This is a genomic window from Cellulomonas bogoriensis 69B4 = DSM 16987, from assembly GCF_000767165.1.
Classification (GTDB): Bacteria; Actinomycetota; Actinomycetes; order Actinomycetales; family Cellulomonadaceae; genus Actinotalea; species Actinotalea bogoriensis.
The window spans coordinates 1-16,351 of record NZ_AXCZ01000054.1 but is presented as its reverse complement, the minus strand read 5'-3'; the positions used below and the strand labels follow the sequence as shown (position 1 = coordinate 16,351).

General features: G+C 72.6%; 13 protein-coding genes and 1 pseudogene. 8 read left to right on the top strand and 6 right to left on the bottom strand.

Features of this window, described 5'->3' with window-relative positions; translation table 11 throughout:
- Window positions 1–1,025 (top strand): LCP family protein (locus N869_RS07055; protein ID WP_232229646.1); only part of this gene is annotated, 1,025 nt, incomplete at its 5' end.
- Here the strand turns inward: N869_RS07055 and N869_RS07050 are convergent.
- From N869_RS07050 to N869_RS07040, 3 genes are all read right to left on the bottom strand, one after another.
- Window positions 962–2,194, bottom strand: coding sequence for an acyltransferase family protein (locus N869_RS07050; RefSeq protein ID WP_052105190.1), 1,233 nt, complete (start codon window positions 2,192–2,194; stop codon window positions 962–964). The two genes, N869_RS07055 and N869_RS07050, sit on opposite strands and share 64 nt — an antisense overlap.
- A 61-nt stretch (window positions 2,195–2,255) precedes the next feature.
- Window positions 2,256–2,795: a 5-(carboxyamino)imidazole ribonucleotide mutase gene (purE, locus tag N869_RS07045; RefSeq protein WP_035059632.1), complete on the bottom strand. Its 540-nt coding sequence runs from the start codon at window positions 2,793–2,795 to the stop codon at window positions 2,256–2,258.
- Window positions 2,788–3,963, bottom strand: a complete 1,176-nt coding sequence (locus N869_RS07040; RefSeq protein WP_035059630.1) for a 5-(carboxyamino)imidazole ribonucleotide synthase — start codon at window positions 3,961–3,963, stop codon at window positions 2,788–2,790. Before N869_RS07040 ends, purE begins: the two co-directional genes overlap by 8 nt.
- A gap of 126 nt (window positions 3,964–4,089) precedes the next feature.
- On the opposite strand from N869_RS07040, the pseudogene N869_RS18440 reads away from it, so the two are divergent.
- A pseudogene (locus N869_RS18440) lies at window positions 4,090–4,434 on the top strand (GtrA family protein); the annotation flags it as partial.
- Between the two features lie 41 nt (window positions 4,435–4,475).
- Here N869_RS18440 and manA read toward each other — a convergent pair.
- Genes manA through N869_RS07020 form a run of 3 tightly spaced genes read right to left on the bottom strand, consistent with a single transcriptional unit; the run spans window position 4,476 to window position 7,823 of the window.
- The gene (gene manA / locus N869_RS07030) at window positions 4,476–5,750 is read right to left on the bottom strand and encodes a mannose-6-phosphate isomerase, class I (protein WP_084136599.1); all 1,275 of its coding nucleotides are present in this window, start codon (window positions 5,748–5,750) and stop codon (window positions 4,476–4,478) included.
- Window positions 5,751–5,784: 34 nt separating this feature from the next.
- A complete protein-coding gene (locus tag N869_RS07025; protein WP_035059627.1) occupies window positions 5,785–7,125 on the bottom strand; it encodes an ATP-binding protein in 1,341 nt (446 codons plus the stop codon).
- Window positions 7,126–7,139: 14 nt separating this feature from the next.
- Window positions 7,140–7,823 carry a response regulator transcription factor gene (locus N869_RS07020; RefSeq protein WP_035059625.1) on the bottom strand — a complete coding sequence of 228 codons (684 nt, stop codon included), beginning with the start codon at window positions 7,821–7,823 and terminating at the stop codon, window positions 7,140–7,142.
- Between the two features lie 92 nt (window positions 7,824–7,915).
- Here N869_RS07020 and N869_RS07015 point away from each other — a divergent pair, with 92 nt between their 5' ends.
- From N869_RS07015 to N869_RS06990, 6 genes are all read left to right on the top strand, one after another.
- The gene (locus tag N869_RS07015; protein WP_035059623.1) at window positions 7,916–9,988 is read left to right on the top strand and encodes an acyltransferase family protein; all 2,073 of its coding nucleotides are present in this window, start codon (window positions 7,916–7,918) and stop codon (window positions 9,986–9,988) included.
- Window positions 9,989–10,069: 81 nt separating this feature from the next.
- Window positions 10,070–12,166, top strand: coding sequence for an acyltransferase family protein (locus N869_RS07010; protein WP_052105189.1), 2,097 nt, complete (start codon window positions 10,070–10,072; stop codon window positions 12,164–12,166).
- A 108-nt stretch (window positions 12,167–12,274) separates the two neighbouring features.
- A complete protein-coding gene (locus N869_RS07005; protein ID WP_232229645.1) occupies window positions 12,275–13,525 on the top strand; it encodes a sensor histidine kinase in 1,251 nt (416 codons plus the stop codon).
- An 11-nt stretch (window positions 13,526–13,536) separates the two neighbouring features.
- Window positions 13,537–14,250: a response regulator gene (locus N869_RS07000; RefSeq protein WP_084136593.1), complete on the top strand. Its 714-nt coding sequence runs from the start codon at window positions 13,537–13,539 to the stop codon at window positions 14,248–14,250.
- A gap of 137 nt (window positions 14,251–14,387) precedes the next feature.
- Window positions 14,388–15,170 (top strand): ABC transporter ATP-binding protein, encoded by a 783-nt coding sequence (locus N869_RS06995; protein WP_052105187.1) that lies wholly within the window; start codon window positions 14,388–14,390, stop codon window positions 15,168–15,170.
- Window positions 15,170–16,351, top strand: a 1,182-nt coding sequence (locus N869_RS06990) for an FtsX-like permease family protein (protein WP_035059621.1), incomplete at its 3' end; no start/stop codon positions are given. The genes N869_RS06995 and N869_RS06990, both read left to right, overlap by 1 nt.

Below are 16,351 nucleotides of genomic sequence, written 5' to 3'. Positions count from 1 at the left end.
CGACGGGCCCCCGTCAACCTCCCCCGGGTCCTCCAGCCCGGCCGCACGTGGACAGTGACGGGCCCGGACGACCCGCACAGCCGCGCCTGCGCCGACGGGGGCGACGCCGTCTGGCGCTGCTCCTCGTCGCAGCCCTGGTGCTGGCCTGGCCCCTGGGCCTGGTCCTGTGGGCCGACAGCCGCCTCGAGCGCGTCGACGCGCTCACCGACAGCCCGTCGGGGCCTGCGACGGTGTACCTGCTCGCGGGCTCCGACGTCCGTGACGGCGAGATCGTGCGGCAGGACAGCACCGAGGGCGAGCGCACCGACACGATCATGCTGCTCATCGTCCCGCCGTCCGGTCCCGCGGCACTGCTCAGCCTGCCGCGGGACAGCTACACCCAGATCCCCGGTCACGGCCCCCACAAGCTCAACTCCGCCTACGCGTGGGGTGGCGCCCCGCTGCTGGTCTCCTCCGTCGAAGGGCTGACGGGGCTGACCGTCGACCACTACGTCGAGATCGGGTTCGACGGAGTGGCGGGAGTGGTCGAGGCCGTCGGCGGTGTCGAGCTGTGCCTCGACTACGACGTCGACGACGTCAAGAGCAAGCTCGAGTGGGAGGCGGGCTGCCACGAGTCCGACGGGACCACAGCTCTGGCGTTCGTGCGCATGCGGTACTCCGACCCCGAGGGTGACATCGGCCGGGGGGCGCGCCAGCAGCAGCTGATCCAGTCGCTCACCCGTGAGGTCGCCGACCCGCTGACCCTGGTGAACCCGCTCGAGCAGATGCGGCTCGCCCGTGCGGGTTCGGACGCCCTGAGCGTGAGCGAGCAGACCCGCATCTGGCACCTGGGCGGGCTCGCCCTCGGGTTCCGCTCGGCCACGGGCCCCGAAGGGATCACGGGTACCCCCTGGATCAGCCACCCGGACTACCGTCCCGGTGGCGTCGGCTCGACGGTGCTCCTCGACGAGGAGCGCAACCGTCAGCTGTTCGCCGACCTGCTCGCCGGGGACGTCCCGGCCGGCGAGGTCGGCGGGCTTCCCTGACGGCCCTGCGCCGGGCGGCGTGACAGCACCCGCTCCAGCCACCGTCGGACCGGGGTGTTGACCGTCTTCTCCACGCCGTGGTGGATGATCAGGGCGAGGACCACCGAGAACGCCATCGCTGCGGCGAGGGTCACGTAGGTGGGCGCGTGCGGGGCGAGCTCGGCGATAATCCACCAGCCCCAGAACTCGTGGATCAGGTACAGCGGGTAGGTGATGGCCCCCAGCCCCACGAACCACTGGACCTTCAGGCGGGCGATCCGGGTGAGGCTCAGCAGGACCACCAGCCCGAAGCAGCCCACCACCAGCGCGCCCACGAGCCACGGGTTGATGGCGAAGATCGTGTTCGCCTCCAGGGACCGCATCTGCACCGGGACGATGTGGTGCACCGAGAGCGCGACGTTCCCCGCTACCAGGGACCACAGGAGCGTGCTGTGGCCGTCCCGGAAGATCAGGAACAGGAGCATGCCCCCGGCGAACAAGGGGGCGTAGGTGCTGATGAGGAACATCTGCGCGTACTGCCAGCCCGCCACGTCCACGGCCCACGCGGCCAGGGGCCACAGGGCGCAGAACCAGATGATGCGACGACGGGTCAGGCCGATCGCGACGAGCAGGACGATGAGCAGGTAGAACCTGAGCTCGGTCCACAGCGTCCAGTACACGCCGTCGACGTGGCGGACGTTGAAGGCAGACTGCATGAGGGTGAGGTTCACCAGCACCTCGCCGATGGTGATGCGTTTGCCCTCGGGCCAGATCACCAGCAGCAGGAAGCTCGTCATGAGCAGGGCCGCCCAGTAGGACGGGTACAGGCGTGACAGGCGTGAGGCGACCACGGCGGGCACCGACCTGCCCCATGCGGTCCAGAGGATGACGAACCCGCTGATGACGAAGAACAGCTCGGGCGCCAGGGCGAAGTAGGTCGAGACGTGACCCAGGACCGGGAACCTCTCGCCCGGGTCCTCACCCCAGCCGGTGTGCCAGCGTGCGGTGAAGTGGTGCAGCAGGACACCGACGGCCGCGGCGAACCGCAGGCCGTCGAGGGTGTAGAGCCGCGGGGGGTGCGCCCGTCCGGTGGCGGGCTGGCCCTTCTGGAGGCCGACGACCCCGTCGGTGCCGTCCTGGGGTGAGGGGACCCGAGGTTGGGGTGACCCCGACGAGGTCGTCGTTACCATTCTGTGACCTTACGTCACGGTGGGGGAACCCGCCCGAGGAGCAACCGCCTTGTGGAAGGACTCAGGCGCTGAACCCGGCCGGTCCCCGACGCCGGGACCGCAGCCGCTCGCCCTTGGCGTAGGCCTGGTCCCTGAGATCACCCTGGAGCCGGACCATCCGTTCACGCAGCTCGAGAGCCGCGGGGTCGGTGCCCGCCCCCAGGATCCGGGCTGCGAGCAGTCCGGCGTTGCGCGCACCACCCACCGACACCGTCGCCACCGGCACCCCGGCAGGCATCTGCACGATCGACAGCAGCGAGTCCATGCCGTCCAGGTGCTGCAGCGGCACCGGCACCCCGATCACCGGCAGGGGCGTGACGGACGCGAGCATCCCGGGAAGGTGCGCGGCCCCACCCGCCCCCGCGACCAGCACCCTCAGGCCCCGGTCGGCGGCCGAGCGACCGTACTCGATCATCTCCTGGGGCATGCGGTGCGCCGAGACGACGTCCACCTCGCACGCCACACCGAGCTCGGTCAACGCCTCGACCGCGGCCTCCATGACCGGCCAGTCCGAGTCCGACCCCATGACGACGCCGACCACGGCGTCCTGCTGCTCAGCCATCGACGGTCTCCCCTCTCAGTCGGGCCGCCGCTGCGAGCGCCCGGTCGCGGACGTCGTGGAGGTCCTCCCCCACGACCGTCACGTGCCCGAGCTTGCGCCCGGACCGGATCTCCTTGCCGTACAGGTGGACCTTGGCACCCGGATCGGCGGACAGGACCGTCGCCAGACCGTCGGTGAGCTCGCCGAGCCCCGAACCCAGGACGTTCGCCATCACCGACCAGGGGCCGACGGTCTCGGTCGACCCCAGCGGGAGGTCCAGGACGGCGCGCAGGTGCTGCTCGAACTGGCTCGTCACGGCGCCGTCGATGGTCCAGTGGCCCGAGTTGTGAGGACGCATGGCCAGCTCGTTCACCAGCACCCGAGGGCCTCCGGCGCCGTCGCCGGGGACCTCGAACATCTCCACGGCCAGAACACCGGTGACGTCCAGGCCCTCGGCGACCGTCCGGGCCGCACGCAGCGCCTCGGCCTCGACCTCGGGCGACAGGTCCGGGGCCGGGGCGACCACGACCGAGCAGACCCCGTCGGCCTGGACGGTCTGCGCCACGGGCCAGCAGCGCAGCTCACCGCTCGGCCGGCGGGCGAGCAGCACGGCCAGCTCCCGGACGAACGGCACCTTCGCCTCGGCCAGCAGCGCCGGGCCACCGATGCGCGCGGCCGCGAACCACTCGGTGACCTCGGTGACGGAGCGGACGACGCGCACACCCTTCCCGTCGTACCCCCCGCGGGCGGTCTTCACCACGGCCACCCCGCCGTGGTCCCGCAGGAACCCCTCGAGCGCGCCGGGCCCCGGCAGCTCGGTCCAGTCCGGGCACGGGACGCCGAGCCCGGTCAGCCGACGACGCATCTCGATCTTGTCCTGGGCGTAGAGCAGGGCGTGCTCGGCAGGGTGGGCGGGCACACCCACGTCGCGCGCCCGGGCGAAGGCGGTCGCCGGGATGTGCTCGTGCTCGAACGTCAGGACGTCCGCCGACCGCGGCTCGGTCAGGACCGCGGCCATCGACCCGTCGTCGCGCGGGAGCCCCACCACCGACGACCGAACGACCCGGGCCGCCGACCCGTCGGCCGTCTCGGTCAGGACACGCAGGTCGATCCCCAGAGCCGTCGCCGCCGGAGCCATCATCCGGGCGAGCTGACCCCCGCCGACCACTGCCACCACAGGTGCTGTCACGGTGCTCGAGCCTAATCCACCGCAGCCTGCGAGCGTCGCCCGTCGGTCCCCCTGCACGCCCCGGCCCGGCTACGGCCGGCCGCCCCGCCCCTCCCGCTCCTGGACCGGTCGGGTTAGGGTGGCACGATGGGGGCACGGCTATGGCAGCTCGTCCGCTTCGGTTCCGTCGGGGCCGTGGCCTTCGTCGTCGACGTCGGGATCTTCAACCTCCTGCTCCACGGTCCCGTGGACGTCATCGCCCACAAGCCCCTGACCGCCAAGGTCGTCTCCGTGGCCGTGGCGATGACGGTGGCCTGGCTCGGCAACAGGTACTGGGCCTTCGCCTCGACCCGCACCGCCAACGTCCCCCGCGAGGCGGTGACGTTCGTCGCGGTCAACCTCGTCGGCATGACGATCGCCGTCGCGTGCCTCGCGGTCTCGCGCTACATCCTGGGGCTGGACAGCCCCCTGGCGGACAACATCGCCGCCAACGGCGTGGGCCTGGTCCTGGGCACGGCGTTCAGGTTCGTCGCCTACCGGACGCTGGTGTTCACCGGTGTCGCGCCCACCGACACCAGCTCCGAACCTGAGGCGGGCGTCGACGCGGCCACCGGCACGAAGGCGGTCGCCACCGTCCCCGTGCCGCACGCCTGAAGCTCGCCCTCGTCGTCCCCCACCAGCACCACGTCACCGCGCGCGGTGCGCAGGCGCTCGCGCGAGGTCCGCAGCTCGACCTCCCCGTCCAGGCACAGGACGATCCGGGGGCCCCCCACCGGGATCACCGACGCACCGGGCGCGGTCGACCCCGCGAGCGCGTCGAGCGTGGTGAGCACCACGCCGAACTCGGGAGCGACCGCGCGGTAGACCGAGGTGCCCGCAGACACCTCGACCGGGCGCGGTCGCGACGGCGGCCCACCGTGGTAGTCCGTGCAGGCCAGGAGGGTCACCGCATCGATGTGCTTGGACGTCAGGCCTGCACGCAGGACGTTGTCCGAGCACGCCATGATCTCCAGCGCACACCCGTGGAGGTAGGCGTGCACGGACCCGGCCGGCACGTACATGGCCTCTCCGGGTGCGAGGGTCACGCGGTTGAGGAACAGCGAGGCGACGGCGCCGGGATCACCGGGGTACCAGTCCCCCAGGTCCACGACGGTGGCGTCGGCCCGCGGTGACGACGACCCGTCGGCCAGTCGTCGGGCGCACGCGTCCACGACGGCTGCGACCTGCTCGGCCAGTCCCTCGGCAGGGGTGAGCAGGTGCTCGAACGCGTGGCGCAGTGCGGTGGCCTCGTCCGGACCGCTCAACAGCTCACGCAGGCGCACCGCGAGGGGCACGTCCAGGCCGGTGAGGAGCTCACGCACCCGTCCGGGCCGACGGAACCCGCTCAACGCGTCGAACCGCGTCAGGGCGATGACCATCTCGGGCTTGTGGTGGGCGTCCTTGAACGAGCGCTCGGGCGATCCCAGCGGCACTCCCGCGCGCTCCTCGCGCAGGAACCCCTCCCGGGCCTGGCGCGGGTCCGGGTGGACCTGGAGGGACAACGGGCGCGCCACCGCGAGCACCTTGAACAGGTACGGCAGCACCGACCCGAACTCCTGGTGCACGGCCGGCCCGAGCAGGCGCTCCCCCTCGGCGGCGATCACCTGCGGCAGGGGTCGCCCGTCACGGGTCGTCGAGGGCGCCGACGGGTGGGCCCCCATCCACAGCTCGGCCACGGGCCTGCCGTCCGGTTCGACCCCCAGCAGCTCGGGCAGCTGGGTGGTCGAGCCCCACGGGTAGTGCTGCACGGGACTGCTCAACCGGTGCATCTGACCCCCTCCCAGCGAGCGGTGGCCTGGGGCCTCAGCGCCCGGGTCCGCGGGACCGACGTCGCCCGCGTCGCAGGGACAAGGACGAGCCTCGTGGCAGGACCACCTCGGGGTCAAGGATGCGGGGCACACCGGCGAGGAACACGGCGAAGACGGGAGGCCGCCGCTGGGCCAGCTCCAGGCGCCCGCCGTCGGCCGCGACCAGGTCGCGGGCGAGCGCCAGGCCCAGTCCGGTTCCCTCACCCGAGGTGACCTCACGCTCGAAGATCCGTGGGGCGATGTCGTCAGGCACCCCGGGTCCCTCGTCGGCGACCTCCACCACGACCGCCGCGCCGGGCCCGGACCCACGCGAACGCACCGTGGTGGTCCCACCGCCATGCCTCAAGGAGTTCTCGATGAGCGTGGCCAGCACCTGGGCCAGGGCCCCCGGCGTCGCGAGGACCGCCACGTCGTCGGGCACCTCCAGGACCAGGTCACGCCCCGCCGTCGCGAACGACGGAGACCACTCCTCGGCCTGCTGGCGCACGACATCCAGCAGGTGCACGGGCTCCGTCGTCCCCCCCGAGGCGCGGCGGGACCTGGCCAGGAGGTCGTCGACGACGGTGACGAGCCGTTCGACCTGCTCCAGGGAGATCCGGGCCTCGTCGCGGACCTCCTCCTTGTCGGTGGCGAGCATGATCTCTTCCAGGCGCATCGACAGCGCGGCCAACGGGGTGCGCAGCTGGTGGGACGCGTCGGCCGCGAACTGCCGCTCGGCCGCCAGGCGACCGGCCATGCGGTCGGCGCTGCGCGCCAGCTCGGCCGCGACCAGGTCGATCTCCTCCACCCCGGACGGCTCCAGCCGGGGGCGCACCTGACCGGAGCCCAGCTGCTCGGCGCTGGCCGCCAGGTACACCAGGGGCGCGGCGAGCCGCCTCGCCTGCCACAGGGCCACGAAGATGCCGGCGCCGAACGCCACGACCGAGGCGCCGACCACGAGCGCCACCGCGCGTGCCGTGCGCCAGAACACGTCCCAGTACGAGATCGAGACCATCACCACGGCGCCGGAGTCCGTGCGCACGATCTGGGGGTAGGCCCGTCCCTCGATCGGCTCGCCGGCGCGCAGCCGGGTGCCGTCGCCGGTGACCACCGACACCGACGCCGGCAGGTTGCCGTCAGAACCCCCCACGTACAGCTCGAGGAGCTCCTCGGTGATGGGACGCTCCCCGGCGTACCGGGACTCCACCTGCCGGGCCAGGCCCGCGGCGCGGTCGTCACGGTTGCGCAGCTCGGCGTCGCGCACCAGCTGGGCGCTGAAGAACGCCAGGGGGATCCCCAGGAGCACCACCGCGACCGTGACGGCCGCGACGGTGGCTTGCAGGACGCGGCGACGCACGGCTGCCTACCCGCTCAGGAGGTTCCGGTCTCGAACCGGAAACCCATGCCGCGGACGGTCGTGATGTACCGGGGGTTGTTCGCGTCGTCCCCGAGCTTGCGCCGCAACCACGACACATGCATGTCCAGGGTCTTGGTGGACCCGGACGGGTCGGAGTCCCACACCTGCCTCATCAGGTTCTCGCGCGGGACCACCGAGCCGGCCTCGCGCACCAGGACCCGCAGCAGCTCGAACTCCTTGGCGGTCAGGTGCAGCTCGCGGTCGCCCTGGAACGCGCGGTGGGCTGCCAGGTCCATCCGCACGTTCTGGGCGTGGACCTCGTCCTCCTCGGTGCCGTCGGTGTGGGTGCGGCGCAGCAGCGCCCGCACCCGGGCGAGCAGCTCGGCCAGCCGGAACGGCTTGGTGACGTAGTCGTCGGCCCCCGCGTCCAGACCCACCACCAGGTCGACCTCGTCGGCGCGTGCCGTCAGGACCAGGACCGGCGTGGTCAGGCCCTGGTTCCGGATCCAGCGCGCCACGTCCAGCCCGTCCATGTCGGGCAGGCCCAGGTCGAGGATGACCATGTCGGCGCCCGAGGCTGAGTCGATGGCGCCTTGACCGGTGCCTTGCACGACGACGTCGTAGCCCTCGCGACCGAGAGCACGGGCCAAGGGCTCGGCAATGGCGGGGTCATCCTCTGCCAAGAGAACCTGGGTCATGCGGACATGCTAGCCACTCGAGACCCCGCCCCCCGGTATGCGGGCCCTTCGACACCCCTACGGCCTCCGGGAGGTTGCTATCTTCTGACCCCGTGACCGGCCCAGCGGCCCCCGCCCCGCACCCGACCACGACCACGACCACGCGGTTTCGGCCCGAGCTGCACGGCGTGCGCGGCTTCGCCCTGGCACTCGTCGTGGTCTTCCACGTGGTCGGCAACGGTCGCGTCTCCGGCGGGATCGACGTGTTCCTCGCCGTCACGGGCTTCCTGTTCACCCAGTCCCTGCTCCGCCGCATGGTCGAGCGGGGGCGCATCGACGCCCGTTCCCACTACCTGAGGCTCGCCCGGCGGCTGCTCCCCCCGCTCGTCACGGTGACCCTGGCCGTGGCGGTCGCAGCGGTCGTGGTGCTGCCCAGCACGCAGTGGCACCAGCTCAGCAGGGAGCTGGTGGCCTCGGTCCTCTACTACGAGAACTGGGAGCTGATCGCCTCCCAGCTGACCTACGACGCCGCAGGGCCCGCGTCGAGCCCGCTGCAGCACATCTGGTCGCTGTCCGTCCAGGGTCAGTTCCACCTGCTGTGGCCGGCGTTGATCGCCCTGACCGTCTGGGGCGCGCGCAGGGCCGGTGTGCCGGCCCGTGCGGCCACCATCGCCGTGGTCGCGACGGTGCTCGCCGGCTCGATGGCGTACGCGGTGCACCTGACGGGCACCAACCAGGAGGTCGCCTACCTGCACACCGGCACCCGCATGTGGGAGCTGGCGCTCGGGGGCCTGGCGGGCCTGCTGCTCGCCGACGTGCGGCTCCCCCGCGGCTGGCGCATCGGGCTGGGATGGGTCGGCCTGGTCATGATCTCGACCGCGGGGTTGGTGTTCGACGGCGCCCGGGACTTCCCCGGGCCTGCCGCGCTGTGGCCCATCGGCGGTCTGATCCTGGTCCTGGCGGCCGGGACCACCGGGGCTCGCTGGTCCGCGGACGCGCTGCTCGCCACCAGGCCGCTGCGGTTCGTCGCAGACATCTCCTACTCCCTCTACCTGTGGCACTGGCCGGTCCTGGTGCTGTTCCTCGCGTACCTGGACCGCGAGCGCGTCGGTGCCCGTGGTGCCGTCGTCGTGCTCACGGTCTCGGTCCTGCTGGCATGGGCGACCAAGGTGCTCGTCGAGGACCGGGTCAACGGCGTGGCTCACCGTCTGCCGGGGCGCGCACCCGTCTCGTCCAGGTGGGTGCTGGTCGGCGCGGGTGCGACCGCCCTGGTCTTCGCCACCTCGGCCGCGGGGCACGAGGTGCGGCAGTCCGTGGCCGTCGCGCAGCTGCAGAGCGGGGCGGTGTCGCAACCGGGTGCGGCGGCGCTGGCCGCGGACCCGGACCTGTCCGGCGCACCCGTGGTCTCGGTCCTGGACTCGCTCGTGCCCTCGCTGGAGGCCATCCGGTCGGACAAGCCGGGCATCTACGAGCACGGGTGCATCCAGGACGTGGCGGACGAGCCGGCGTTCGACGCGGTGCTCGTCTGCGACCCGGACCCGGCCCAGGGCCCTCCGCGGGTGGTGATGACGGGGGGCTCGCACGTGCAGCAGTGGTGGACGGCGATGCACCTGATCGCGGTCAAGCACGGATGGGAGCTGGTGGTCGTGGAGAAGAACGGGTGCCAGCTCGGCGCCGACCGCGACCCCACGTACTCCTCGCAGAGCTGTCGGCGCTGGAACACCGAGGCGTTCGGTGTGATCGTCGACCTCGAGCCGGACGTGGTGTTGACCCTGGGGTCGACGACCCGCAACCGGGTCGAGCGCACGCCGGACTTCTTCGTCGACGTGTGGCGCGACCTGGGTGACCACGGGGTGCCGGTGCTGGCGATCCGGGACACCGTGCGTCTGGTCGAACGGGCTCCTGACTGCATCGCCGAGCACGGACCGGACGCGATCCGGTGCGGGACGGTGCGCGCGGAGGTGCTCGACGAGCACTACCTGGAGGACGTCGACGTCCCCGACAACGTCACCCCCCTGGACATGACTCCCTACCTGTGCACCTCCACGCACTGCCCGGCGATCGTCGGGGGGGTGATCGTGTACCGGGACGCCAGCCACGTGACCTCGACGTACATGCACACGTTGGCGCCCTACCTCGAGCAGGAGCTGCTGACGCAGGCCCCCTGGTTGTTCGAGCGCGACTGAGGTGCGCCGGGCGGGACGGGCGCCACCACTCCCAGGGCGGGGCCTTATGCTGTCGCGGCCCTTGACCAGGAGGTACCGTCCGTGACCGCCACCGACACCCGGCTCGCCGGGCCGACACCCGTCGTGGGGCGCACCACGCCCCCCAAGCACAGCTTCCGTCCGGACATCGAGGGGCTGCGGGCCGTCGCGATCGGGCTGGTCCTGCTCTACCACGCCGGGGTGCCGGGTGTGGACGGCGGGTTCGTCGGGGTCGACGTGTTCTTCGTGATCTCCGGCTTCCTCATCACCGGGTTGCTGGTGCGCGAGGTCGAGCGGACCGGACGCGTCCGCCTGGGTCAGTTCTACGCGCGGCGGGCCAAGCGTCTGCTGCCCGCGTCGGTCCTGGTGCTGGTCGCCACCGCGATCGGGACCCTGGTGGTGTTCCCGGTGACGCAGTGGCGCGAGATGGGCGGGGACGTCGCCGCCGCCGCGCTCTACCTCGTGAACTGGCGGTTCGCCGACCGCGCCGTCGACTACCTCGCCGAGGGGGTCGCGGTCTCACCGGTGCAGCACTTCTGGTCGCTGGCGGTCGAGGAGCAGTTCTACATCGTGTGGCCGCTCCTGCTGGTCCTGGTGACCCTGGCACTGCGCCGGTGGTCACGGCTGCGGGTGCGTCCGCTGATGACCGTGGGCCTGGTGCTGGTGGCCGTGCCGTCGTTCGCCTGGTCGGTGCACCTGACGGCGACCGACCCGAGTGCCGCGTTCTTCGTGACGACCACGCGGTTGTGGGAGCTCGCGGTCGGGGCGCTCGTCGCGATCGGGGCGACGGTGTGGCACCGGGTACCCGGCCGTGCGGCCTCCGCGCTGGGGTGGCTGGGCCTGGCGGCGATCCTCGGGTCGGCGGTCGGGTTCGGTGCGCAGTCGGCGTGGCCCGGGCACGCCGCGCTGGTCCCGACCCTGGGGACGGCGGCGGTCATCATCGCCGGCGCGTCGGGCGTGCAGGGCGCCGGGAGGCTCCTGGCGGTGCGCCCGATGGTGCGTCTCGGTGCGTTGTCGTACTCGTTGTACCTGTGGCACTGGCCCATGCTCGTGCTGGTCGAGGCGTGGCGTGGCGGGTTGGGTACCCGTGGCGCGCTGGTCGTGGTGGCCGCGTCGTTCGTACCCGCGGCGCTGAGCCTGCGGTTCGTGGAGAACCCGATCAGGTTCTCCACGACGTTCGAGAGGTCCACCCGGCTGACGCTGTCGGCAGGGGCGAACCTGACCTTGGTCGGGGTCCTCGCAGGTGTCGCCCTCGTCCTGGCCGTGCCCTCGTCCTCCCCCACCGCCGCACGGGACACCCTGGGTGCGCGGGCCGTGGCCGGCGCGGACCCTGAGGCGCTGTGGCGCACGGACCGGTCCGACGTCGTCGTCCCCGACCCCACCGAGGCCACCGAGGACCTGCCACGGACCTACCTCGACGACTGCCAGGCGGGTCTGGAGGCGGTCGAGGTGGCCACCTGCCGGTACGGGGTCCCGGGCGCCGACGTCACGGTCGCCCTGGTCGGGGACTCCAAGGCGCTCCAGTGGCAGCCCGCCCTCGACCGGGTCGCGAGGGACCACGGGTGGCAGCTGGTCACGTACACGAAGTCCGACTGCACCCTGACAGCCCCGTACGGGTCGCAGGAGGACCTGGCGGAGGCCTCGTGCACGGAGTGGAACGACCGTGTGGTCGAGGACCTGGTGCGCGCGGGGCCGGACGTGGTGCTGGTCTCCGGTCGGGCCCGGTACCCGGGCGGCGCCGAGGACCCCGTCGAGGCCCTGGCCGGCCTGTGGGCGCAACGGTGGCAGGAGCTGATCGACTCGGGCATCGAGGTCGTGGCCCTCGCGGACAACGCCCATCCGGGTTTCGAGGTGTACGAGTGCGTGGCGCAGCACCCCGACGAGCTGTCGGCGTGCTCGTTCGACAGGGCGTCCCAGCAGCACCGGTCCGGTGGGCCCGCGCAGCGTCGCGCCGCCGAGCTCACCGACTCCCCGTTGGTCGACATGAACGACCTCGTGTGCCCGGGCTCACGCTGCCCCGCGGTCATCGGTGACGTCCTGGTGTACCGCCAGGGTTCGCACCTGACCCGGACGTTCGTGGAGTCCGCCGACGGTGCCCTCGCCGCCCGCCTCGTCCCGGTCGTCCACGCCGCGACCGGCCGGGGCGCGGCCACCCCCTGATCCCGCACGGCCGGGTCCACCCGTGGGTGGACCCGGCCGTCGCCCCGCGGGACGACGCCGCGGTCGTGCCGTCCCACCTAGTCTGAACTGGTGAGATGGTGGGAGCGCGTGAGCGCCTGGGATGACGACCACCGCTTCGCGGTGGACACCGTGGGCGCAGCGTTCCTGGCGTTGTGGATGGTGCCGCTGGCGCAGGGCGGCATGGGGTACTCGAGCACCGAGGCCCAGATCGCGACCACCGCGATGGTCGTGCCGCTCGCGTGGCGGCGCACCCGCCCCACGCTCTCGGCGGTGCTCGTGCTGAGTGCCGCGCTCCTGCACTTCCTGCTGATGGACGACCTGGTGGTCCCCGGTGACCTGCTGGTGCTGGTGTCGCTGTACTCGGTCACGGTCCACGGCCCGGTGTGGGCGTACCGGACGGCGATCGTCGGGGTGATCACCGGCAGCGGCATGTACGGGGCCTCGTTCCTGCGCTCCGCGGGCTGGGGCTCGTGGGAGTCCGCCGTCGGGACGGCGTTCCTGCTGAGCCTGGTCTCCCTCACGGTTTTCGCGTTCGGGCTGGTCCGACGGGCCCGGCGCGAACGCATCGAGACCCTCGTGGACCGCGCCCAGCGCCTCGAGGTCGAGAGGGACCAGCAGGCGCGGATCGCGACCGCCGCGGAGCGGGCACGGATCGCACGCGAGATGCATGACATCGTCGCGCACTCGCTGTCGGTGATCATCGCGCAGGCGGACGGGGGCCGGTACGCGGCCGCGCAGGACCCGGCCGCGGCGACCCGGTCGCTCACGACGATCTCCGAGACCGGGCGCGCCGCCCTGGCCGACATGCGCCGCCTCCTGGGGGTGCTGCGCCCGGCCACGGAGCCCGACCCGCAGCAGCCGGAGACCCCGCAGGGTCGTGACGGCGGTCCTGCGGAGCTCGCACCCCAGCCAGTCACCAGGGACATCGACCAGCTGGTGGAGCAGGTGCGCTCCAGCGGCGTGCGCATCTCCCTGGTCAGGATGGGGACGCCGCGGGCCCTGCCGCCGGGGACCGAGCTCACCGTGTTCCGCATCTGCCAGGAGTCGCTGACCAACATCCTCAAGCACGCCGGGCCGTCCCCGTCCGCCACGGTGCTGCTGCAGTGGGAGCGCGCGGCACTGGTGCTGCAGGTCAGCGACGACGGGCGCGGGGCAGCTGCCGGGACGGACGGGGCCGGGCAGGGCGTGCTCGGCATGCGGGAGCGCGCCGCGATGCTCGGGGGCTCCCTGACCGCCGGGCCACGCCCCGGCGGCGGGTACCGGGTGCGCGCAGAGATCCCCATCCCGGCACTCGACCAGCAGGGGACCGAGGCGGCGGGCGACGTCCCGAGGCCCTAGGTCGGCGTAGGTTGCGTGTCGAGGACGACGGCGAGGAGGACGTGGTGGGTGTACGGGTGGCGCTGGTGGACGACCAGCAGCTGGTGCGGGCAGGGTTCCGCATGGTGATCGACTCCCAGCCCGACCTGGAGGTCGTGGTCGAGGCGGGTGACGGCGTGGAAGCCCTGCGACTGCTGAGGTCCACCACCGTGGACGTGGTCCTCATGGACGTGCGGATGCCCCGCATGGACGGGTTGGCGGCCACCGCCCAGCTCACCGCGCCGGACCACGCGGGCGCGAGCACCCCGCGGGTCATCGTGCTCACCACGTTCGACCTGGACGAGTACGTGCTTGCCGCGATCAAGGCCGGGGCGAGCGGGTTCCTGCTGAAGGACGCCCCGCCGGAGGAGATGCTCGCCGCGATCCGTACCGTCCAGGCCGGCGACGCCGTCATCGCGCCGTCGTCCACCCGACGTCTGCTGGAGCACCTGGTCACCGCGTTGCCCGACGACCAGGCCCCGGCGCCCTCCCACCCCGGGCTGGCCGAGCTGACGGACCGCGAGCGCGAGGTCCTGGTGCTCATGGCACGAGGGAGGTCCAACACCGAGATCGCCGGCGACCTGTTCGTGGCCGAGGCGACGGTCAAGACCCACGTCGGGCGTGTGCTGAGCAAGCTGGGTGCCCGGGACCGGGTGCAGGCCGTGGTGACCGCCTACGAGTGCGGCCTGGTACGACCCGGGACCTGACCCAGGGGTGCACGGCGAGGCGCGGCCCGTCCCCCCAGGGGATGACGGGTGACCGCCCGGGACCATGCCGGGGCCCGACGCCCCCGGGTGGTGAGGCTCCGTAGCGTCTGGGTCAACGATCCAGAGAAGGAGCACCAGTGGACACCAGCACGATCACCGGCACGCAGAAGGGCTCGACGGCGGTCCGGGCCCGCGCCCTGACCAAGGTCTACGGCACCGGGGAGGCCGCGGTGCGCGCCCTCGCCGGGGTGGACGTGGACTTCGTGGCCGGGGAGTTCACCGCGATCATGGGTCCGTCGGGCTCCGGGAAGTCGACCCTCATGCACCTGCTCGCAGGCCTGGACACGGCCACGTCGGGGCAGGCGTTCATCGGGTCGACGGACGTGACGGCGCTGGGCGACGACGACCTGACCGCGCTGCGGCGGGACCGGGTGGGGTTCGTGTTCCAGTCGTTCAACCTGCTGCCCATGTTCACCGCGGAGCAGAACATCACCCTGCCCCTGGAGCTGGCCGGCACACGGGTGGACCAGGAGTGGGTGGAGACGCTGGTGACGACTCTGGGCCTGAGCGAGCGCCTGACGCACCGGCCCAGCGAGCTGTCCGGTGGGCAGCAGCAGCGGGTCGCGATCGCCCGGGCCCTGGTGGCCAAGCCCGAGGTGGTGTTCGCCGACGAGCCGACCGGCAACCTCGACTCACGTGCGGGTGCCCAGGTGCTGAGCTTCCTGCGGCGGTCGGTCCGTGAGCTGGGACGCACCATCGTCATGGTCACCCACGACCCCTCGGCCGCCGCGTACGCCGACCGGGTGGTGCTGCTCGCCGACGGCCGGATCGCCGGTGACATCAGCGACCCCACCCCCGAGTCGGTCCTCGCCGGGCTGGACGCCCTGCGGTCCCTCGACGACGAGCCGGCGGTGCGCTGATGCTGCGCCTGACACTGGCCCAGATGCGGCGCAGCGTGGGGCGGTTGACCTCGGCCGCGATCGCGATCGTCATCGGGACCGCGTTCGTGGCCGCGACGCTCGTCGCGGGAACGGTCATGACCAGCACGACCTACGAGGCGGCCACACGGTCCCTGGGTGACGCCGACCTGGTCATCACCGGGGAGCGGCTGGACGAGACGACCGCGACGGTCACCCGTGCGGTGCCGGGTGTGGAGGCGGTCCACGCCCAGGTCCAGCACTGGCTCCAGGTCCAGGGCCCGGCCGGGCGGCTCTACGCCACGCTCCGCTCGCCCGCAGACCACCCCCGCCTCGAGGCCGAGGTCCTCGTGGAGGGCGCGATGCCGGCCCGGGACGGTGAGGTGGCGCTCCCTCAGCGACTGGCCCAGACCCTCGGCCTGGAGCTCGGGGGGCAGGTGACGCTCATCCAGGAGCGGCTGCCCCGGGACGACGAGGAAGCCCTGGAGCCGGTCAGGGACGAACGCTCCCTGGTGATCACGGGCCTGCTCGACGCCGACGCGTCGAGCCTGATCGGCGAGGGTGGGACCCTGCTGGTCACGGAGCCGGAGCTCGAGAGGTGGATCCTGGACCAGGACGAGGACGCCCTGGTCCGGGCCGGCAGGGTCCTGGTGGCCCTGACCGACGGGACCAGTCGCACGTCGGCACGTGAGAGCGTCCAGGCTGCCGTCGGCGCCGGGTACACCGTCCGCACCGCCGACGACGTGGCCGACGAGATGACCGCCTCGCTGATGGGGGGCACCCACGTCCTGACCGCCGTCGTCCTGGCGTTCGCCGGGGTCGCGCTGCTGGTCGCAGGGCTGGTGATCACCAACACGTTCCAGGTGCTGGTCGCCCAGCGCACCCGCACCCTGGCGCTGCTCCGGTGCGTGGGTGCCTCACGCGGTCAGCTACGACGGTCGGTCGTCCTGGAGGCCGCGATCCTGGGGCTGACGGCCTCGGCCGCCGGGCTGGTCCTCGGCGTCGGCGTCGTGCAGGCCGCGCTGACGGTGCTCGGCCGGACGTTCGACTCGGTGCCGCTGCCCTCGACCGTGACGGTGACCGTGGGCGTGGTGGTGGTCCCCCTGGTCGTCGGCACCCTGGTGACCTTGTTGGCGGCCTGGACGCCGGCGCGCGCGGCGACCCGCGTCGCCCCGCTCGCGGCG